The organism is Streptomyces sp. NPDC007917 (assembly GCF_042959105.1).
In the GTDB taxonomy this organism is placed as follows: domain Bacteria; phylum Actinomycetota; class Actinomycetes; order Streptomycetales; family Streptomycetaceae; genus Streptomyces.
The window spans coordinates 182,265-201,183 of record NZ_JBIBKK010000015.1; the positions used below are offsets into that span (position 1 = coordinate 182,265).

General features: G+C 71.8%; 16 protein-coding genes and 2 pseudogenes. 6 read left to right on the top strand and 12 right to left on the bottom strand.

The window, feature by feature from the left end:
• Window positions 1-84 precede the first annotated feature (84 nt).
• The 3 genes from ACFZDL_RS28570 to ACFZDL_RS28580 form a co-directional block, all read right to left on the bottom strand.
• On the bottom strand, window positions 85-1,002 hold the full coding sequence (locus ACFZDL_RS28570; RefSeq protein WP_353591808.1) for a CoA ester lyase: 918 nt from the start codon (window positions 1,000-1,002) through the stop codon (window positions 85-87).
• Window positions 992-2,239: a CoA transferase gene (locus tag ACFZDL_RS28575; RefSeq protein WP_353591807.1), complete on the bottom strand. Its 1,248-nt coding sequence runs from the start codon at window positions 2,237-2,239 to the stop codon at window positions 992-994. Before ACFZDL_RS28575 ends, ACFZDL_RS28570 begins: the two co-directional genes overlap by 11 nt.
• A gap of 83 nt (window positions 2,240-2,322) precedes the next feature.
• Window positions 2,323-3,261 (bottom strand): LysR substrate-binding domain-containing protein, encoded by a 939-nt coding sequence (locus ACFZDL_RS28580; RefSeq protein WP_353591918.1) that lies wholly within the window; start codon window positions 3,259-3,261, stop codon window positions 2,323-2,325.
• Window positions 3,262-3,410: 149 nt separating this feature from the next.
• Between ACFZDL_RS28580 and ACFZDL_RS28585 the strand changes: the two genes are divergently transcribed.
• The 3 genes and pseudogenes from ACFZDL_RS28585 to ACFZDL_RS28595 form a co-directional block, all read left to right on the top strand.
• Entirely contained in the window at window positions 3,411-4,724 is a 1,314-nt protein-coding gene (locus ACFZDL_RS28585) for a citrate:proton symporter (protein ID WP_353591806.1), read from the top strand.
• 20 nt (window positions 4,725-4,744) lie between these two features.
• On the top strand, window positions 4,745-5,674 hold the full coding sequence (locus ACFZDL_RS28590) for a 3-hydroxybutyrate oligomer hydrolase family protein (protein WP_353591805.1): 930 nt from the start codon (window positions 4,745-4,747) through the stop codon (window positions 5,672-5,674).
• A gap of 340 nt (window positions 5,675-6,014) precedes the next feature.
• Window positions 6,015-6,764: pseudogene (locus tag ACFZDL_RS28595) on the top strand (3-hydroxybutyrate oligomer hydrolase family protein); the annotation flags it as partial.
• Window positions 6,765-6,776: 12 nt separating this feature from the next.
• Here the strand turns inward: ACFZDL_RS28595 and ACFZDL_RS28600 are convergent.
• The 6 genes from ACFZDL_RS28600 to ACFZDL_RS28625 form a co-directional block, all read right to left on the bottom strand.
• Window positions 6,777-7,844 carry a zinc-dependent alcohol dehydrogenase family protein gene (locus ACFZDL_RS28600; protein WP_353591804.1) on the bottom strand — a complete coding sequence of 356 codons (1,068 nt, stop codon included), beginning with the start codon at window positions 7,842-7,844 and terminating at the stop codon, window positions 6,777-6,779.
• Between the two features lie 46 nt (window positions 7,845-7,890).
• On the bottom strand, window positions 7,891-8,031 hold the full coding sequence (locus tag ACFZDL_RS28605) for a hypothetical protein (RefSeq protein WP_353591803.1): 141 nt from the start codon (window positions 8,029-8,031) through the stop codon (window positions 7,891-7,893).
• Window positions 8,032-8,082: 51 nt separating this feature from the next.
• Window positions 8,083-8,874, bottom strand: coding sequence for an SDR family NAD(P)-dependent oxidoreductase (locus tag ACFZDL_RS28610; protein ID WP_353591917.1), 792 nt, complete (start codon window positions 8,872-8,874; stop codon window positions 8,083-8,085).
• 94 nt (window positions 8,875-8,968) lie between these two features.
• Window positions 8,969-9,331 (bottom strand): hypothetical protein, encoded by a 363-nt coding sequence (locus ACFZDL_RS28615; protein WP_353591802.1) that lies wholly within the window; start codon window positions 9,329-9,331, stop codon window positions 8,969-8,971.
• A 38-nt stretch (window positions 9,332-9,369) separates the two neighbouring features.
• Window positions 9,370-10,551, bottom strand: coding sequence for an amidohydrolase family protein (locus ACFZDL_RS28620; protein ID WP_353591801.1), 1,182 nt, complete (start codon window positions 10,549-10,551; stop codon window positions 9,370-9,372).
• A gap of 3 nt (window positions 10,552-10,554) precedes the next feature.
• The gene (locus ACFZDL_RS28625) at window positions 10,555-11,913 is read right to left on the bottom strand and encodes a glutamine synthetase family protein (RefSeq protein WP_353591800.1); all 1,359 of its coding nucleotides are present in this window, start codon (window positions 11,911-11,913) and stop codon (window positions 10,555-10,557) included.
• 135 nt (window positions 11,914-12,048) lie between these two features.
• Between ACFZDL_RS28625 and ACFZDL_RS28630 the strand changes: the two genes are divergently transcribed.
• Window positions 12,049-13,194 carry a glycoside hydrolase family 88 protein gene (locus ACFZDL_RS28630; protein ID WP_353591799.1) on the top strand — a complete coding sequence of 382 codons (1,146 nt, stop codon included), beginning with the start codon at window positions 12,049-12,051 and terminating at the stop codon, window positions 13,192-13,194.
• 79 nt (window positions 13,195-13,273) lie between these two features.
• Here ACFZDL_RS28630 and ACFZDL_RS28635 read toward each other — a convergent pair whose 3' ends face one another.
• The 3 genes and pseudogenes from ACFZDL_RS28635 to ACFZDL_RS28645 all read right to left on the bottom strand — a co-directional run.
• Window positions 13,274-14,353, bottom strand: a complete 1,080-nt coding sequence (locus tag ACFZDL_RS28635) for a PQQ-dependent sugar dehydrogenase (RefSeq protein WP_353591798.1) — start codon at window positions 14,351-14,353, stop codon at window positions 13,274-13,276.
• Window positions 14,354-14,362: 9 nt separating this feature from the next.
• Window positions 14,363-15,172: a hypothetical protein gene (locus ACFZDL_RS28640; RefSeq protein WP_353591797.1), complete on the bottom strand. Its 810-nt coding sequence runs from the start codon at window positions 15,170-15,172 to the stop codon at window positions 14,363-14,365.
• 155 nt (window positions 15,173-15,327) lie between these two features.
• Window positions 15,328-16,545 (bottom strand): annotated as a pseudogene (locus tag ACFZDL_RS28645) (glycoside hydrolase family 27 protein); the annotation flags it as partial.
• A gap of 323 nt (window positions 16,546-16,868) precedes the next feature.
• Between ACFZDL_RS28645 and ACFZDL_RS28650 the strand changes: the two are divergent.
• Window positions 16,869-18,662 (top strand): discoidin domain-containing protein, encoded by a 1,794-nt coding sequence (locus tag ACFZDL_RS28650; RefSeq protein WP_353591796.1) that lies wholly within the window; start codon window positions 16,869-16,871, stop codon window positions 18,660-18,662.
• A gap of 113 nt (window positions 18,663-18,775) precedes the next feature.
• Entirely contained in the window at window positions 18,776-18,919 is a 144-nt protein-coding gene (gene pqqA, locus ACFZDL_RS28655; protein ID WP_353591795.1) for a pyrroloquinoline quinone precursor peptide PqqA, read from the top strand.

Here is an 18,919-nt window from a genome sequence, read left to right on the forward strand (position 1 = left end):
CCCAATTTGTCTAGCCACGTTACTCGGGTGCGTCAAGGGGCTGGACGGGTGGGAGTGACCGGCCCGTGACGGCCGGTCAGGCCGTCATGTCCGCCGGGCGAGGGTGCGGCGCGCCGTCGCGGCCATCGCCTCGTCCACCATCCGCCCCTCGAACAGCACCGCGCCCTCGCCCCGCGCCTGGGCCGCCGTCACCGCCGCCACCAGCCGCTCACACCGCGCCAGCTCCTCGGCGCCCGGCGAGAACACCTCATTGACCACCGCCACATGGGACGGGTGGATCACCGTCATCCCCTCGTACCCCAGCGCCCGGTTCTGCTCCGCGAAACCCCGAAGCCCCGCGAGATCGGCGACATCCGCCCACAGCCCGGCCACCGGATGCGGGCTGCCCGCGGCGCGCGCGTCCAGCAGCACCCGGGCGCGCAGCGGGTGGGTCTCCTCGCCGCCCGGGCTCCAGCGGTAGCCGACCGCGCGCTCGACGTCCCCGCCCGGGGCCGTCAGCGCGCCCAGGTGCGCCACCCGGCGGGCGGCCCGCCCGATGTCGTACGCCTCGCGCAGCCCGCGCGCCGTCTCCAGCAGCGGCACCAGCGCGATCCGCCCCTCGGGCAGCCCCGCCTCGCGCTCGCACCAGGCCAGCAGCCGGTCGGCGACCCGTACGTCGTCGGCGCGGTCCACCTTCGGCAGCACCACGCCGTACAGCCCCGGCCCGGCCACCGCGCGCAGGTCCTCGGCGCCCGCCCAGCCCGCCCCCCGGTCCAGCGGGTTGATCCGTACGAGCAGCCGCATCGGCCCCGGCCTTAGCGCCACCCCCTCGACGGCCTCGGCCACCGCCTCGCGCGCCGCGTCCTTCGCGCCCTGGGGCACCGCGTCCTCCAGGTCGAGGATCGCCGCGTCGGCGCCGGCCGCCTCGGCCTTGGCCAGCCACTCGGTCCGGTTGCCGGGGACGAAGAGCAGCGAGCGCAGCGGCTCGCGCCGGCCCTCCCCGCCGTCGAGGTCAGATGACACCTTGGCCCTCCAGCTTCGCCAGCCGCTCCTCGTCGATGCCCAGCCACTGCCCGTACACCAGGCCGTTGTCCGCGCCCAGCGCCGGGCCGGTGCGCCACACCGCGCCGGGGTTGCGGCGGAAGTGCGGCAGCGCGGCCTGCATCCGGACCGGGCCGAGGTCCGGGTCCTCGACGGTGACGATGTCCTCGCGCTCGGCGTAGACCGGGTCGGCGACGATGTCCGCCGCACTGAACACCCGGGAGGCCACCACCTCGGCGCGCTCGAAGGCCGCCAGGCACTCGTCCGCCGGGCGCTGCGCCACCCACGCGCGCAGCGCGTGATCCAGCCGCTCCCGCCCGGCGTGCTGCGCCTCCACGGTCGCGTACTCCTCCTCGTCAAGGCCCAGCAGCCGCACCACGTTGAGCACCGAGCGGGTGGTGGCCGAGGTGACCGTCAGCCAGTCGCCGTCGCCGCTGCGGTAGGTGTTGATGACGGCGGCGGGCGCGACGGCCAGCTGGTTGCCGGCCCGCTCCGGAGCCGCGCCGAGCTGGTCGTACGCGATGATCTGCCACTCCACCAGCCGGAACAGCGGCTCGAAGAGGGCCAGGTCGATCCACTCGCCGTCGAAGTGCGGATCGGTGTCGCGGCGGTGCAGCGCGGCCAGGATGGCGAACGCGCCCATCAGGCCGGTGACCGCGTCCCCGTGCGAGAACCCGGTGTGCACGGGCGGCCCGTCCGGGAACCCGGTCAAATGCACCACCCCGCTGCGGGCCTCGCCCATCTTGCCGAACCCCGGGGCGTCGGCCCGGGAGGAGGTCGCGCCGAAGCCGGAGATCTGCAGCAGGATCGCCTTGGGGTTGACCGCGTGCACGGCCTCCCAGTCAAGGCCCCAGGCGCGCAGCCGCCCCGCGCGCAGGGTCACGATCACCACATCGGCCCAGGCGATGAGGTCATGGGCGATCCGCCGCCCCTCCTCGTGGTGCAGATCCAGGGTGACGGAGCGCTTGTTGCGGCCCGCGACCTTGAACCACAGCGGCACGCCGTCGCGCCGCGGCCCCATGGCGCGGGCCGCGTCACCCGCGCCCGGGGGCTCCACATGCACCACGTCGGCCCCCTGGTCGGCGAGCATCGCCCCGGCGAGCGGGCCCGCGACGACGTGGGCGAACTCCACCACCTTCAAGCCGGTCAGCTGCCCCTGCTGCCCCTGCTGTCCTCGCTGTTCCCACGAGGCGCGGCTGTCGTTGCTCATACGGTCCATACGGGTCAGGCTGCGGGGTCGGCCATATGCGGGTCCAGCAATGAACGGTCATCAATTCATGCGGATCTCACAATAGTTTTGCGTCAGCGCGCCTCGCCGTCCTCCCAGAAGACCCCCTCGGGGAGCCCATGGCCCGCGTCACGGAACTCCTCCAGCTGCTCCAGGAAACGGCGGGCCCCCGGCGGCAGCGCCCGCCGCGCCGGAAGCACCACATGCAGCCGCCGCTCCACCACCGGCTCCACCAGCGGACGCCGCACCAGCTTCCCCGGCGGCACCAGCGGATGCACCAGGGCGGGCATCGCCGACACCCCGAGCCCCGCCGCGACCAGCCCGCCCACCGTCGCCACGCTCGACGCCTCCGCCGCCGGGTCCGCCGACAGGCCCGCCTGGGCGAAGGCCGCGTCCGTCATCCGGCGCACGCTGGAGTCCGCGCCCACCGCCAGGAACGGCTCGCGGCCCAGGTCCTCCCAGCTCACCTCGGACCGCTCGGCGAGCGGGTGGTGCTCGGGGAGCACGGCGTCGAAACGGTCACGGACCAGCGGGCGCAGCCGTATTCCGGCCGTGCGCCGGGCCACGGTGGACACCGCGAAGTCCGCGTCGCCGTCCACGACCCGCTCGAGCACCGGGCGTTCAAGACCGTCCAGCAGCCGTACGGTCACCTCCGGGCGCCGCGCTCGGAAGGCGGAGATCACCGGAGGCAGCAGCACGGCCGCCACCGAGGGGAGGGTCGACAGCGCCACCGTGCCGCGCTCACCGGAGACATAGCGCCCCAGCTGTGCCAGGCCCGCCCGGTGCGCGGACAGGATCTGGTCCGCTATCCGCAGCGCCTCGGACCCGGCCGGGGTCAGCTCCACATTGCGGGTGTCGCGCTCCAGCAGCCGCATGCCGAGGGTGCGCTCCAGGTCGGCGACGGCGCGGCTCAGCGAGGACTGGGACACATGCATCTCGGCCGCCGCGGCGGTGAAGCTCGCGGCGCGCGCCACCGCGGCGTAGGCCGCGAGCTGGCGCAAAGTGACGTCCATCATGAAGCGGGAGAGTAGACGCGGCAGGCGCGCGGGGGAACTGTTGCGCTAAACGCATGGACAGATCTGTGTTCGATGCTGGACGCGGATCTTTCGGCGCTCGGAAACTCATCGGCAACGCGTCCGAGGTAAGAGAAAGCGAGCGGACCATGCTGGCAGCACTGGGCTTCTGCACGATCGGCGGCTTCCTGCTGCTCACCATGACCAAACGGGTCTCGGTGCTGGTCGCCCTCGTCCTCACCCCGGTGGTCGCCGCGGTCATCGGCGGATACGGGGACGATCTGGGCCCGATGGCCCTGGACGGGCTGTCCAAGGTCGCGCCCACCGGCATCATGATCGCCTTCGCGGTGCTCTACTTCAGCCTGATGGTCGACGCTGGCCTGTTCGAACCGCTGATCCGCGGGATTCTGCGGATCGCCCGCAGAGACCCGCTGCGCATCACCGTCGGCACCGCCGCCCTGACGATCTGTGTGGCGCTCGACGGGGACGGCGCGTCGACCTTCCTCATCACCATCTCCGCCATGCTGCCCGTCTACCAGCGCCTGGGCATGAGCCGGCTGGTCCTCGCCGGGGTGGTCGCCCTCGGCGCGGGCGTGATGAACATGGTGCCGTGGGGCGGCCCCACCGCGCGGGCGGCCGCCGCGCTCAAGCTGGACACCTCGGATGTGATCACCCCGCTGCTGCCCGCCCTCGCCGCGGGCATCGCCTGGGTGCTGCTGGCCGCGTATCTCATCGGCCGCCGTGAGCGCCGCCGGCTCGGCGAGATCCCCGCCGCGCGGGACGAGGCGGACGAGGTGGCGGTCGGCGACGGCCCCGGTACGCCCCGGGTGGCCGCGCGGGCCGGCACCGCGCTGACGGTCTTCAACCTCGTGCTCACCCTCACCCTGCTGACCTGCCTGGTGCTGGAGGTCATGCCGCTGCCCGTGCTGTTCGTCCTCGCCTTCGTGATCGCGCTGCTGGTCAACCACCCCGGCTGGGAGGAGCAGCAGGCCCTGCTGGAGAAGCACGGCAACAGCGTGGTGCTGGTCACCACCATGATCTTCGCCGCGGGGGTGTTCACCGGCATCCTCACCGGCACCGGAATGATCGAGAAGATGGCCCAGGCCATGGTCGAGGTGATCCCCGACAGCCTCGGCGGCCATCTGCCGCTGCTGGTCGCGGTCACCAGCATGCCGCTGAGCCTCGTCTTCACCCCCGACGCCTACTACTTCGGCATCCTCCCGGTGCTGGCCGGCACCGCCGACTCCTTCGGCACCGACCCGGCCGAGGTCGCCCGCGCCGCCGTCCTCGGCCAGATGACCACCGGCTTCCCGCTCAGCCCGCTCACCGCCGCCACCTTCATCCTGCTCGGCATGAGCGGCGTACAACTCGGCGAGCACCAGCGGTTCATCTTCCGCTGGGCCTTCGGCACCACGCTCGTGATGACCGCCGCCGCCCTGCTGACCGGCGCCCTGCCGCTGTGACCTCGCCTTCAGGAGTACCCGTGCCCAGACCCGTACGCCGGTCGGCCGCGCTCGCGCCGCTGCTGGCCGCCGCGCTCACCGCCGCCCTCGTCCCGGCCGCCACGGCCGCGCCCGCCGCCCCCACACTCCCGCCCTACATCAGCGCGCTGAGTTCCGTACGGTACGACGGGGTGAGCGACGACCTGATCAGCGCCGGGCTCGGCTTCTCCGGGCTGCGCGCCGCCGCGCCGCCCGCCCCGGCCGACCCCGACCGGCCCACCGCCGCCGAGCTGCGCCGCCAGGCCATCTGGGCCTCCGCCGGGCTGTACGCCGGGTCCGGCGGCGGCCTCGGGCGGCTGTACGGGCCGAACGTGGACCGCGGCCGCCCGGTGCCCGGCGACGGCAAGGTCGCGGGCGTCGAGTACCGCGCCGTGGCGGGCAGCGGCTCGCGCAGCGTCAGCTTCGTGGTCCAGGTCCCGGACGACTTCGACCGGGCCCGCCCCTGTGTCATCGCCGCGCCCGCCTCCGGCCTGGGCGGCGTCTACAACATGGTGGGCACCGCCGGAGCCTGGGGGCTTCACCGCCGCTGCGCGGTCGCCTACACCGACAAGGGCATGGGCCCGGCCTTCGACGATCTGCACTCCGGCACCGTCATGGCCTACGACGGCACGACCGGACCCCGCGAACAGACAGCCGACCGCGCCGCGTTCGACGCCGGGCTGAGCGACGCCGAGCGGGCCCGGTTCGACGCCGGGCGCCCCTACCGCGTCGCGTACAAGATGGCGCACGCGAAGACCAACCCGCAGGCCCTGGGGGCGCGATGTGCTGCGCTCGGTGGAGCTGGCCCTCGCGCTCGTCAGCTGCGACTGACGCGAGGGGGCGCCCCGGGTCGGCCATCTCGCTGCTCCAGCGGTGCGCCAGGCTTGCGCACTACGACCCGCAGACCGTTCCTTGGCAGTGAGCTGGAGTGAGTCCACGCACTGGCACGCCCCGAACGGTGTTGGGCGCACTGGTCGTCCACTTTCACAACCGGGCGGCGACACGGATCCTGTCCGTGGTCCGGTCCGGAAGGGCGGAGTCCCTCACGACCTGGTCATGTGGATGCGGCCAGAGGCGACGGGGAGGCCCTGAACCATCTCTCTGGTGGAGCAGGGGCCCCGCACGCTGGCACCGCACCCAGCGTCCCAGATCGCACAGCAACGCTACCTCGGCCCGCCCAAGACCGCGCAAGCTCCCAAGCAGGACATCACACGATCGGGCTAAACCGTCGTCATGCGCTCTCTTCGGTGAACAGTTGCTTCCGCCTCGTACGCGATGAGCTTCGCCCGCGCCTCGGTCGCCGACTCCCTGCGCGGCTACGGCTGGGCCCGCACCGACGCCTCGGGCGCCCCCGTCCCGTACCGCACCGCCGAACTGGCCGCCGCCTTCGGCACCAGCTCCGGCCGGGCGCCCGCGCCCGGGGTGCTGATCGACGAGAACTCGCCGGGCGGACCCGTCGCCGACGCCAAGTCCCAGGGTCCGGACGGCCGCCACGACTACAACCTGCGCGGGGAGAGCTGCGTCTACCGGCTGGCGTTCGACACGGCTCGGGAGCGGGAGTGGGCGGCACGGCTCGCCGAGGGTCTTGACGCCACCCGGCGCACCGGTGATCTGCACGGCAAGCCCGCGCTGATCGTGCACGGCCGCGACGACACCCGGGTCCCCGTCAACCACAGCTCCAGGCCCTATCTGGGTCTCAACTCCCGCGCCCAGCACGGCACGGGCACCGTCGCCTACGTCGAGGTCACCAACGCGCACCACTTCGACTCCACGGCGCCCGGCTTCGACAACCGGTACGTCCCGCTGGGCTACTACTACCAGCAGGCCCTGGATGTGATGTGGCAGCGGCTGGAGGGGCGCGGGACGCTGCCGCCCAGCCAGGTCGTGCGCACGGTGCCCCGGGGCGGCGAGCCGGGCCACGCCCCGGACCTGACGCCCGCCAACGTCCCGGACATCGCGGACCGCCCGGCCGCCGGGGACCGCGTCAGGATCGCGGGCGAGACGGTACGGATCCCCGGCTGAACCGCCGGGCCGTCACCGCCGGGCGGCCGTGGCCAGCCGCCGGGGCTCGATGACCGTGACCCCGGCGCCGGCCGCCGCCCCCATCGCCATCAGGGCCTCCGGCACCTCGTCAAGACCGATGGTGTCGGTGACCAGCAGGTCCGGCCGCAACGTCCCGGCCTCGACCATCTCCATCATCGGCCCGTACGCGTGGGCCGCCATGCCATGGCTGCCGAGCAGCCGCAGTTCGAGCGCGATGACCCGGTCCATCGGCAGCATCGGGCTCCCGGCGGCCGGCGGCAGCAGGCCGACCTGCACATGGCGCCCGTGCCGCCGCAGGCTGTTGACGGACGCCGCGCAGGTCCTGGGGGAGCCCAGCGCGTCCAGCGAGACATGGGCGCCCCCGCCGGTCGCGTCCGCGACCGCGTCCGCCACGGACCCCAGCGTCGAGGACGCGTCCACGCACACCTCCGCCCCGAACTGCCGGGCCAGGGCCAGGGCCCGCGGCGAGATGTCCACCGCGACCACCCGCGCCCCCGCCGCGGCCGCGATCATGACCGCGGACAGCCCCACCCCGCCGCATCCGTGCACCGCGACCCATTCGCCCGGGGCCACCCGGCCCTGCGCCACCACGGCGCGGAAGGCCGTCGCGAAGCGGCAGCCCAGACCGGCGGCCGTGGTGAAGGCCAGTTCGCCGCGGATGCCGACCAGGTTCACATCGGCGTTCTCGATCGCGACGTACTCCGCGAAGGAGCCCCAGTGGGTGAAGCCCGGCTGCGTCTGCCGCTCGCACACCTGCTGCGCCCCGTCCGCGCAGGCGCCGCAGCGCCCGCAGGCGCAGACGAACGGCACGGTGACGCGCTGCCCGGGGCGCCAGTTCAGGACCTCGGGCCCCACTTCCTCGACCACCCCGGCCAGCTCATGGCCGGGTACGTGCGGCAGCCGGATACCGGGGTCGTGCCCCATCCAGCCGTGCCAGTCGCTGCGGCACAGCCCGGTCGCCTCGACGCGGATGACCGCGCCGCGCCGCGAGGGAGTCGGATCCTGGACGTTCCGGACCTCGGGCCGGTGCCCGAAGGCATCGAACACCACAGCGCGCATGGACCCGCTCCCTCGCTCAGCCGCACATGGTGGGGGGCCGTAGAACCTACACCACGTTCGACCCCGGGCGACCGGCCCCACCCACCGACGGCGGTTCGGCGCCCGGCCGGGTGCCCCAGGCGGACGGCTCGGTGCCCAGCCGGTGGGCGAGCGTCATACCGTCCGGCCCGGTGGTGAACGGGGTCATCGCCGCCCGCACCGGCGAACGAAGCCCCGTGCCAGGGGCGTGGGCCTCGGTTCAGCGGTTGTGCCGCTGGCCCTCCGCCAGTTGGCGGGTCGTCCGGTCGGCGCCGGCGCCGCGCTGGGCCACGGCGGCCAGGCTCGGGAAGAGCCCGCCGAGGGCGCTGCCCAGGCGCAGTTCGAGCGGTGCGATGTTCACCTCGGCGCGGTCCCGTTCGATGGCGCGCAGGGTCGCCACCGCCACCTGGCGGGCGGAGACCGTACGGACACCGGGGGGCGTGGTGGCGCCGGAGTCCGCGAACATCCCGGTGTCGCGCACGAATCCCGGCTGCACCACCGAGACCCCCACCCCGGTGCCGTGCAGGTCCTGGCGCAGCCCGAGCGCGAATCCGCGCAGCCCGAACTTGGCCGCGTTGTAGAGCGCCGCCCCGGGCGAGGCGGTGCGGCCCGACAGCGAGCCGATCATCACAATGTGGCCGGAGCCGGAGGCCACCATCCGCGGCGCCAGCGCCCTGGCCAGCTGGAGCGGGGCGCGCAGATTGACCTCCAGGGCGCGGTCGAGTTCGTCGGGCGCGTAGCCCAGGACCTCGCCGCTGGACGGCAGCGCGGCGTTGGCGATGAGGATGTCGGCCTCGGCGGCCTCGGCGATCAGGTGGTCCAGCTGGGCCCGGTCGGCCAGGTCGGCGGCGACGGCCCGGGCGCCCAGCCGGTCGGCCAGCGGCCGCAGCACGTCCTCGCGGCGGCCGGTGAGCAGCAGCCTGGCCCCCCTGGCCGCGAGGGCGCGGGCCAGTGACTGCCCGATGCCTCCGGTCGCTCCGGTGAGCAGGACGGTCGCGCCGCCGATCCGCATGCGTGTCTCCTCCGCGTAGTGGCTGGTCCGGGTGGTGGCCGTACGGCCGGTCCGTACCGGACGAACGGTACTGCCCGGCGGTGCGCGGGTCATGTCACGACCGCCCGGGGTCCATGCCGCTCACCCGCGCGATGGCCTCCACCTCCCGCCGGTCGCGCTCCTGCTCGGCCCCGAGGTGCACCACCAGTCGCAGGCCGTTCGGCCCGAGCAGACTGGTCAGCTCGGTGAGCTCCTGCCCGAGGGCGGGGGTGAACCGATCCTGGTCGCGCGGGGAGAACGCCACGTCGACGCTGTCGACGCCGCCGCTGTCGCCGTCACGGCGGTGCACGATGGCGTCGTTGATGCCGCGGAGGATGCGCAACAGGAGGTCGTACGAGTCGGGGTCCAGACGGCTCTGGAGCTCGGCCAGCCGGTGGGCGAACTGCTTGGCGCGCTCCAGGAAGTGCTCTTCGTCCATGACACCATCGTGACCAAAACCCGCGCCCGACGCGTTGGTTACCGGTGATTTTGCGGTCGGCTCCGGGTATTGCCGGTGACTGTGCTGTCCAGCCCGTACACTCGGCGCGCGTTGTCCGCGGCCACCAGGTCCGCCACCCGCTCCGCGTCCGCCGCGCACCACGCGCCGTCGCGGACCCAGCGGGCCAGAGTTGCGTCCAGGGCCTCCCGGAAGAGCAGCGCCCCGACCGCGTACAGCTCGGGCAGGCTGTGGGCGTCGGTGGAGAAGAGCACCTTGCCGAAGGGCGCCACCTCCAGCACCTCGGCCAGCACGGCCCCGGCCCGCGCACCGGTGTGTGTCAGGGCCAGCCCCACATCGGCGTACACATGCGGATACACCGCGGCCAGAAAGGCGGCGCCGCGGTGGTACGGATAGCCGTGCAGCAGGATCAGCGGGCAGCCGGTGGGGCGCACGGCGCGGATGAAGTCGGTGAGCAGCAGCGGGTCGCAGCGGTCCAGGCGCAGATCGGGGTCGCCGAACCCGGTGTGCAGCTGCAGCGGCAGGCCGGTGCGCGCGGCGGACCACAGCAGATGGCGCAGCAGCACCGGGTCGGCCACCCGCGCCGCGCCCGGGCCGCCGCCCGCGCGGGCGGCCAGCCAGCGGTCCGCCGCCGCGCGGAGCGCGGCCGGGGCGGGCGGTGCGGGCGCGAGGTCGAGCCCGTAGCGGTACGCGGCCACCGACTTGAACCCGGCGGCGGTGAGCGCGGCCCCCCGCACCGCGGTGTCGAGCGAGGCGAGGAAGGAATCGGCGGTCCGTGAGGCGTCCGCGACCCGCTCGGCGAGGTGTTCCAGGCGTACGATCTCGCGCGCCGCGCCCCCGGCGGCCTCGGCCAGCTCCTGAGGGCCCGTCAGCTCCCCGGGCAGCCCGGTGTCCACCAGGAACTCGGTGATCCCGGCGGCGCGCAGCAGCCGCCGGGTGACCTCCGCCGTGCCCAGCTCCCGCCGCCGGGCCAGATAGCGCTCGGGCGGGCAGTGCGGCGGAAGGCCCAGCAGCGGCGGGCACCAGCGGCGCACCGCGAACCCCAGCTGGGTGTCGAAGTAGCTGGTGCCGGGCGCGGCGGGCGCGTCCGACTCGGTGAGACACGCCTCGAACGCCGCGGTGTCCGGCTCACCGCGCAGCAGGCCGTGGCAGTGGTGGTCCACCAGGGGCGGCCGGGGCCGCGCCGCGCCGTGGCCGGCCATGGGTCAGTACCTCCAGCGGGTGGCCGCGGTGATGTCCTGGGGGCTCGCCCCCTCGAACAGCGCGGCCTCGGCGCGGCGCACGGCGGCGATCGACTCGAACAGCGGGTCGCCCAGCGCCTCGCGGAGCGTGTCCGAGGCCTCGAAGTGTTCCAGGGCGGCGGGCAGAGAGGTCGGCAGCCGCCGCTCACGGCCCTCGTGCACCGGGTCGCCGGTCACGGGAGGGGGCAGCGTCAGCCCGGAGTCGAGCCCGGCGAGCCCGGCGGCGATGACCGCGCCCGTCAGCAGATACGGATTGGCCGCCTGGTCGACACACTTGACCTCGGCGTTGGCCCCGCCGGGGTCCTCCGGCGCCCCCGCCACGAAGCGCAGCGCGGCCTCGCGGTTCTCCAGCCCCCAGCACTGGTACGCCCCGGCCCAGCGGGAGGGCTCAAGACGCAGATAACTGGCGGGCGAAGGGGCGCCGATGGCCAGCAGGGCGGGCAGCGAGCGCACCACACCGGCCAGGAAGGCCTCGCTGGTCGCGGTCATACCGCACGGCCCGTCCCCGTCGCGGCACAGATCCCGCTCGCCTTGCCACAGGCTCAGGTGCAGATGGCCGCCGTTGCCCACGGTGCCCGGGGTGACCTGGGGCGCGAAGGACGGACGGAGGCCGTGCTGTGCGCTCACGCCCCGGATGGTCTGGCGCACCAGCACGGCGAGGTCGGCCGCGCCGACGGGGTCGGTGGGCGCCACGGACACCTCGAACTGCCCGGGGGCGTACTCGGGGTGCAGCTGCCACACCTCGACCTGCTGGGCCCGCAGGGCGTCGAGCACATCCGCGAGGTAGTCGGACAGATCCACCAGGCGGCTCATACCGTAGGCGGGCCCGGCGGTGGGGTGGTGCGGCTCCGCCTCCGGCGTGTCCGCGGTGGCGACGACCCATTCGGTCTCGAAGCCCATGAGCACCCCCAGGCCGCGCTCCCGGGCGCGCTCGGTCATGCGGTGCGCGAACCGGCGCTGGCACACGGGGTGTTCCCGCCCGCTCACGTCGTACCGGTCGACCGGGGCCCAGGCCCAGCGGGGCTGGGCGGCCAGCGGGGTGAGCCGGTCGAGGTCGGGGAAGAGCCGCAGATCGCCGTCGGGGCCGCCGACGTGGCGGCTGGTGGTCATGGAGTCGTCGACGAGGTAGACGTCGAAGACGGGGGACATGCCGACGCCCCACTGCGCGGCGTGTTCCAGCCGCTCGGTGGGCACGGCCTTGACGCGGGTGAGGCCCGCGTTGTCCACCCAGGTCAGGGCGGTGCCCACGATCCCCTGGGCAGTCAGCCGCCCGGCCTCCTCGCGCGCCCGTGCGCGGGCCTGTGCACGGTGTTCGGTGTCCACGGGCGGCTCCTGTCCGGGGTGCGCTCATCCGGTGTGTTCGCGGGTCCTCGACGTCTAACGCGCGGGGCTCACGAGCGTTACGATTATTGACATGTCCCGAACAAATCCGAAAACCACGCACTCGGGAGCCGACCAGTGATCAGACGCAGGACCGTACTCGCCAGCACCCTGGGCGGCCTCACCGGCGGCCTCGGGCTCGGCACCGCCGCGGCCGCGGCCCCCGCCGACTGGTCCCGGGCCGTGGTGGACTCCACCATCGCCCGCAACCCGGACCCCAAGTCGCTCGGCGGCTGGGGCTACACGCGCGGGCTGTTCCTCTACGGCACCTACCGGGTGTACCAGCGGGTCAAGGAGGCGTCCTACCTCGCGTACATCAAGCGGTGGGTGGACTATTACGTGGACGCCGACGGCCACATCAACCACAGCTTCGACAACCTCGACGCCATGCAGTCCGGCAACCTGCTGCTGATCCTCCACAAGGAGACCGGCGACCCGCGCTACCGCACCGCCGCCGACCAGATCCGCACCCGCGTCACGACCTATCCGCGCACCTCCGACGGCGGCATGTGGCACGCCACCGGCAAGACCAACGAGCTGTGGGCCGACGGCGTGTTCATGGCCCAGCCGTTCCTGCTGCGCTACGGCCTCGCGTACGGGGACGAGGCCTACGCGTACGACGAGGTCACCCGCAATCTGGCCGTGTACTTCGACCATCTCAAGGCGTCGAACGGGCTGCTCTACCACGCCTACGACGCGGACGGCGACGCCCCCTGGTCGCCCGACCCGGCCACCGGCACCTCCGCCCACCACTGGGCCCGGGCCATCGGCTGGACCGCGATGACCCACATCGAGGTGCTGGAACTGCTGCCCGCGGACCACCCCCGGCGCGCCGGTCTCATCGCCAACGTGAAACACCTGGCCAAGGGGTTCGTCCGCTACCAGGACCGGAGCACCGGCCGCTGGTTCCAGGTGGTGGACAAGGGGAGCGAGGCGGGCAACTGGACCGAGACCTCCGCCTCCAGCATGTACACCCTGATGCTGCACGCGGCGCTGGAGCGCAAGTACATCGCCGGCGGCGACTACGCTTCCGCGGCGCGCCGGGGCTATCAGGGCGTCCTGAAGAAGGTGAAGGTCAACGCGGACGGGCTGACCGACATCACCGACATCAGCGAGGGCACCAACGTCGGGGACCTGGCCTATTACTTCGGCCGCAAGCGCAACACCAACGATCTCCATGGCCTGGGAGCCTTCCTGCTCATGAACGAGCGGCTCGCCCACTGACCACCCGCACGGTCGCGCTCCGCGGCGGACCGCGGAGCGCGACGTGCGGCCGGTTCTGTCCGGGCGCCGGTGGCGGCGGCTACTTCAGCTCGACCTGGAACACCTTGTCCGCGCCGTCCGGCTCACCGCCGTTGTTGTCGGCGTTGGTCGTGGACAGCCACAGGGTGTTCTTGCCCGGGACCGTCTCGACGGTGCGCTGACGCCCGTACTCGTTGATGTAGTACGCCTTGGGAGTGCCCGCGCTCGTGCCGTCGACCGGGATCCGCCACAGCCGCTCGCCCCTCAGCGCGGCCATGTAGAGCGCTCCGTCGGCGTAGGTGACACCGCTGGGCGAGGCATCGCCGACCGACCACTGGCGCTTGGGATTGGTCATCCCGGAGGTGGAGCAGTTGCCCTCGCAGGTCGGCCAGCCGTAGTTCTTGCCCGGCTCGATGAGGTTGAGCTCGTCGTACTTGCTGTTGCCGAGCTCGGCCTCCCACAGCCGCCCCTGTGCGTCCCAGGTGAGGCCCTGCGGGTTGCGGTGGCCGTAGGAGTAGACGAGCGTGCCGAACGGGTTGCCGGGGGCGGGCTTGCCGTCCGTGGTCATCCGCAGGATCTTGCCGTTGAGCGCGTTCTTGTCCTGGGCGAGGTCGGATGTCTGCGCGTCCCCGGCGGTGGCGTACAGATAGCCGTCCGGGCCGAACTTGAGGCGTCCGCCGTTGTGGTACTTGTTCTTCTTGATGCCGCTGACCAGTGTGGTGTAGCCGCTCAGCGAGGAGCCGTCGAAGGTCATCCGGGCGATCCGGTTGCCCTCGGACGCGGTGTGCATGAGGTAGACGTAGTGGTCGGTGTTCCAGTTCGGGGAGACCGCGATCCCCAGCAACCCGCCCTCGCCGCTGGTGGTCACGACGTTCGGCACCGTGCCGACCTGGGTCTTGGTGCCCGACTGGGTGAGCTTGAAGACCCGATACGAGTCGCGCTCGGTGATCAGAGCCGACCCGTCGGGCAGCCAGCTGAGCCCCCAGGGGATCGACCAGCCGGACGAGACGGTCTTGATGCTCGACGGCACAGAGTCGGCTCCGTCGGACGAGGCGTTGCCCGTTCCGGCCGTTCCGACCAGCAGCCCTGCGGCGAGCGCGGCGGCGGTGGCCGCCGCGGCGATGTTCCGATGGCTCTTCATCGCGTCCTCCTACTGGAGCTTGTACGCCTTGAAGTTGCGGGTGAGCAGGTAAGTCGTCCGGAGGCCGCCGCTGTTGAGACTGCGATAGATGCCCCACTTGGGACGCAGGTAGTTCTTGCCGCGCCACATGTCGAGACCGGTGCGCTTGTGCTTGGCCACCGTCCCGCCGTCGGTGACGACCGACCAGTCGACGTAGGCGCCGGAGTCGGACGCCTTCACCTCGACCGACACCTCGCTCCACTTGCCCTGGATCGGCGCCATGTCGGCGGCCCCGGCCTCCGTCAGGTTCTCCGCGTCGTCCGAGGTGCGCATCTCGACCTTCGGACCGCCGTCGTGCTGGTGCAGCGACATGGTGAACAGCGGGGCGGCGACGTCCCCCACCTTGATCTGCATGATGTGGGTGAAGCCGGTGGTCGCGTCCAGCGTGTCCGGTACGTACATCTGGTACTGGATCCGCCAGGTCTCGTCCTTGAGGATCTTCACGGCGGCGCCGTTCTGCCGCATGCCCCGGACCTCGTTGCGCTGGCGGTCGGTGCTGGTGTCCACGTCCTTGGGGTAGTGGATGTCGGTGCGGAATCCGCCGCCGCTCGGGTAGATGTGGGTGACCCCGGGGTGGGAGTCGGCGCGGTCGTCCTCGGCGCCCTCGAAGGCGTCGGCGACACTGGCCCCCGACGCGGGGCTCCACTTGAGGCTCCAGGTCGCCGTGGGCGCCTGCGGCGATCGCTGCGCGCCGTGGGCGGCGACCGCGGGGAGGACCAGCGCGCCTGCTGCCGCCAGGGCCACCGCGGCACGGCGGCCCCTGAGCGGATTGCGCTCCATCAGTGATTCTCCTGTCTGACCTTTGGTCATATCCATGAACTTGCCGGACATGGAAAGGCCACGGTGGGGGAGTGGCGCATGAGGTGAATCGCTGTTGAGGGGGACTGTAAGCAAACCTTCCTATCCCGTCAACAGTTCAGCGCGGTTCAGCCGCGGGAGACCCGGAACACCACCGTGCCGTGCGCGGGCACCGAGGCGCTGATCGAACCGGTCGTGGTACTGGTCGCCTTGGACCACAGGTCCTTGAGCCGGTACGAGGACGAGCCGCCGAGGCCGATCGCGGAGGCCGTGGTGGAGACCGTCTGGGTGGACGAGTTCTCGTTGAGCAGGGCGACCGCCCGGTCGCCGTTCGCCAGTTGCTTGGTGTAGACGACCTTGCCGCCGCTGGAGGAGGCGGCGGTCGCCTGCTTGCCCAGGGTGTCCTGGTCCACCGCGATGAGGTCGGTGTTCTTCAGGATCGACTGGGTGGTGGCGGAGGCGTCGCGGATGTCGCTGCCGATGAGCAGCGGCGCCGCCATCATCGCCCAGAGGCTGAAGTGGGTGCGGTACTCGGTGGCGGTCATCCCGCCGTTGCCGACCTCCAGCATGTCCGGGTCGTTCCAGTGGCCCGGGCCCGCGTACCGCGCGAGGTCGTCGTTGATGTGCACCTTGTCGATCATGCTGGACCACTTGTCGCTGATGTCGCCCGTGGTGCGCCACAGATTCCCGACCGGCTCGCCCCAGGTCCACACCTTGGGGCTGGTCTGGCCCCATTCGCAGATGCTGTACGCGATCTTCCGCCCGCTGGCCTCGAGCGCGTCGCGCATGGCCTTGTAGCGCTGCTGCGCGTCCACGCCCTGGTTATTGCAGTTGTCGTACTTGAGGTAGTCCACGCCCCAGGACGCGAACTGCTTGGCGTCCTGCTTCTCGTGGTTCAGCGCCCCCGGGAAGCCGGCGCTGTTGCAGGTCTTGGTGCCGGCGCTGGTGTAGATGCCGAACTTCAGCCCTTTGGAGTGCACATAGTCGGCCAGGGCCTTGATGCCGTTCGGGAAGCGGGTACGGTCGGGCACCAGACTGCCGTTCCCGTCCCGGCTGGGCTCCGCCCAGCAGTCGTCGATGTTGACGTACTGGTAGCCGACGTCCTTGAGGCCGAGCGAGACGAAGGCGTCGGCGACCCCCTTGACCATGGACTCGTTGAACGAGCGGTCGCAGTGTGTGGCGTTCCAGTTGTTGAAGCCCATGGGGGGCGTGCGGAGCAGGCCGTTGTCCAGCGCGGCGGCCTGACCTGCCCCGGCGGTGAGCGTGAAGGTGATGGCCGCCGCCGCGGTGGTCGCGGTGGCGGTGGCCACCGCGACGAACGAGCGGAGTCCGCCGGATCGTGCGTTTCCCTGCATGATCGTCTCCTTCGAACGCATATGAGGCATCCGTGGGTGATGCATCGCGGAAGGTAGGAGGTGTTGTCTGTCGAGTCAAGGATTGGTGCAGGCCAGAAGATGGCTCAGGGGGCGGTCGGTGGGCCATGTATGGCTAATCACCTGCGGTTTCTGGTGGCTTGAAAAGTGATATGCCGTCAGCTCAAGGGGTAGAGATCGGAGGATTTTTGTGTCCGCCCCATTGACCCGGCCCTGGCGGCTCGCAACTCTTCAACAGGACACCACTGGAGACACCACCCCATGTCCTCCACGCCCGGCACCGACAGCTCGGGGAAGGAGCCCCCATGAGCCGCAGACCGCGCCGACGTCTTCGCGCCTGGTCGGCCACCGCACTGCTCGCCGTCGGCGCCCTCCTCCTCACGGGCCCCGCCCCCGCGCACGCCGAGGTCGTGCACGCGCGGCAGCAGTGGCTGCGCGACTCCCAAGCCGGACTCTTCCTGCACTGGGGCATGCGCACCGCACCGGGCTACACCAGCTGCTCCGCCTGGGAGAAGGCCGTGACCGACGGCGGCTGGGACGCCGACTACTGGGTCGGCGAAGCCGTGAAGCTGCATACGAAATACCTGGTGCTGGCCTCCTTCCACAGCCGTCTGGGGTACGCCCGCGCCTGGCCGTCCGACATCCCCGGCAGCTGCTCCACCAAGCGCGACTTCCTCGGCGAGCTGATCAGCGCCGCCGACGCCCGGGGGCTGAAGGTCCTGCTCTACATGACCGACGATCCGCAGTGGCATGACGAGGGCGGGCACGAATGGCTGGACTCGGCCGCGTACTCCGCCCACAAGGGCCGCGATGTCGACCTGACCACGCGCGACGGATTCGGCGAGTACGCGTACGACAACTTCGTCGAGGTGATGCGGAACTACCCGAAGCTGTCCGGCTTCTGGATCGACAACGACAACGACTACTGGATCGACCACGGCCTCTACGAGAAGATCCGCGCCGACCGCCCCGGCTGGCTGCTGAGCAACAACAACGAAGACACGCCGATCATGGACACGGTCAGCAATGAGCAGAAGACCGGCATGACCCCGGCCTATGACTATCCCCAGGCGATCTGGAGCCCCCAGCCCCGGCTGACCGAGGCCTGCTTCAAGCTGCCGAGCAGCGGCGCCTGGTGGTACAGCGGCACCGACTCGGCGGTGGACCAGGCGCTCACCCTCCGCCGGCTGATCGCCGACTCCGGCTCCTCCGTCAAGTCGCTCATGGCCGAGACCGCTCAGGTCAATGGCCGGTTCCCGAGCAAACAGGAGGCCTTCAACAACGCGGCCAAGACCTATCTGGACGCCATCTGGGGCTCGCTGAACGGCACCGAGGGCGGCGGCTACAGCTACGGCGGCCTCGCGCCCGGGGCCTGGAACGATGGGGCGCGCGGGGTGACCACGGTCTCCAGGGCCGATCCGGATCTGCACTTCGTCCACGTCCTGACCAAGCCCACGGGCACCACCCTGACGCTGCGCGACAACGGCTACCGGGCCGCGCGGATCACCGACTTCCGCACCGGGAAACGCCTGAGTTTCAGCCAGGGCGACGGCAAGATCACCATCACCGGGATCGGCGACTGGGACCCGTACGACACCGTCCTCAAGGTCGAGACCGACGGCAGGCAGGGCCTGATCCCCGCCGACTCCATGACCGCGAGCGCCGGCGCCTCGGCGAGCGGACACCCGGCCTCCGCCGTCCTCGACGCCAATCCCCAGACGTACTGGGACAACAACACCAAGCTCCCCGTCTCGCTCACCTTCGATCTGCGCTCCGCCAAGAGCATTCGGTATCTGGCCGTCAACCAGCGGGAGTGGTCGGTCAGCTACGCCCGCTCGGACACCGAACAGTCAGCCCGCGTCCGCGACTACCAGATCCAGGTCTCCAGCGACGGCACCGACTGGGGGAGCGCCGTCAAGGCCGGCACCCTCCCCAGCGCCCGCGGTGTGCAGTTCATCGACATCCCCGCCACCACCAAGCGGTATGTCCGGCTCACCGTGAACAGCACCTGGGCCGCCGATACCGACACCAAGCGCTACAGGAAACTGCTCGTCGACGAGGTGCGGATCGGCTCCGGCTACGCGGGGAAGAGCTCATGAGACCGTGAACACCGCGTCCGTTCAGCTCCCTTGACCCCCTCCACCCTCCGTGCGGATCCACGGAAAACCGTCCCGAGGATCACCCCCCAACACACAGGAAGGCAGGTAAGGACATGAACGAAACCGTGCAGCGGACCGAGCCGAAGACGGCGGAGCAAGCCCGCCCCCGCGTCGAGGAAACGGCCTGGCAGACCCCCGACTACGTGGTCGTGGACACCGCGCTGGAGGTCACCGCCTACTCGCTGACCACCCGCTGA

Coding starts and splice junctions, on each gene's coding strand:
- ACFZDL_RS28610 (WP_353591917.1), bottom strand. CDS start 8,874: ATGCGGATCGGCGGCGCGACCGTCCTGCTCACCGGAGCGACCGGAGGC.
- ACFZDL_RS28600 (WP_353591804.1), bottom strand. CDS start 7,844: ATGCGCGCTGTGGTGTTCGATGCCTTCGGGCACCGGCCCGAGGTCCGG.
- ACFZDL_RS28585 (WP_353591806.1), top strand. CDS start 3,411: ATGCTGGCAGCACTGGGCTTCTGCACGATCGGCGGCTTCCTGCTGCTC.
- ACFZDL_RS28635 (WP_353591798.1), bottom strand. CDS start 14,353: ATGAAGAGCCATCGGAACATCGCCGCGGCGGCCACCGCCGCCGCGCTC.
- ACFZDL_RS28605 (WP_353591803.1), bottom strand. CDS start 8,031: ATGACCCCGTTCACCACCGGGCCGGACGGTATGACGCTCGCCCACCGG.
- ACFZDL_RS28620 (WP_353591801.1), bottom strand. CDS start 10,551: ATGGCCGGCCACGGCGCGGCGCGGCCCCGGCCGCCCCTGGTGGACCAC.
- ACFZDL_RS28575 (WP_353591807.1), bottom strand. CDS start 2,239: ATGGACCGTATGAGCAACGACAGCCGCGCCTCGTGGGAACAGCGAGGA.
- pqqA (WP_353591795.1), top strand. CDS start 18,776: ATGAACGAAACCGTGCAGCGGACCGAGCCGAAGACGGCGGAGCAAGCC.
- ACFZDL_RS28640 (WP_353591797.1), bottom strand. CDS start 15,172: ATGGAGCGCAATCCGCTCAGGGGCCGCCGTGCCGCGGTGGCCCTGGCG.
- ACFZDL_RS28615 (WP_353591802.1), bottom strand. CDS start 9,331: ATGGACGAAGAGCACTTCCTGGAGCGCGCCAAGCAGTTCGCCCACCGG.
- ACFZDL_RS28650 (WP_353591796.1), top strand. CDS start 16,869: ATGAGCCGCAGACCGCGCCGACGTCTTCGCGCCTGGTCGGCCACCGCA.
- ACFZDL_RS28580 (WP_353591918.1), bottom strand. CDS start 3,261: ATGGACGTCACTTTGCGCCAGCTCGCGGCCTACGCCGCGGTGGCGCGC.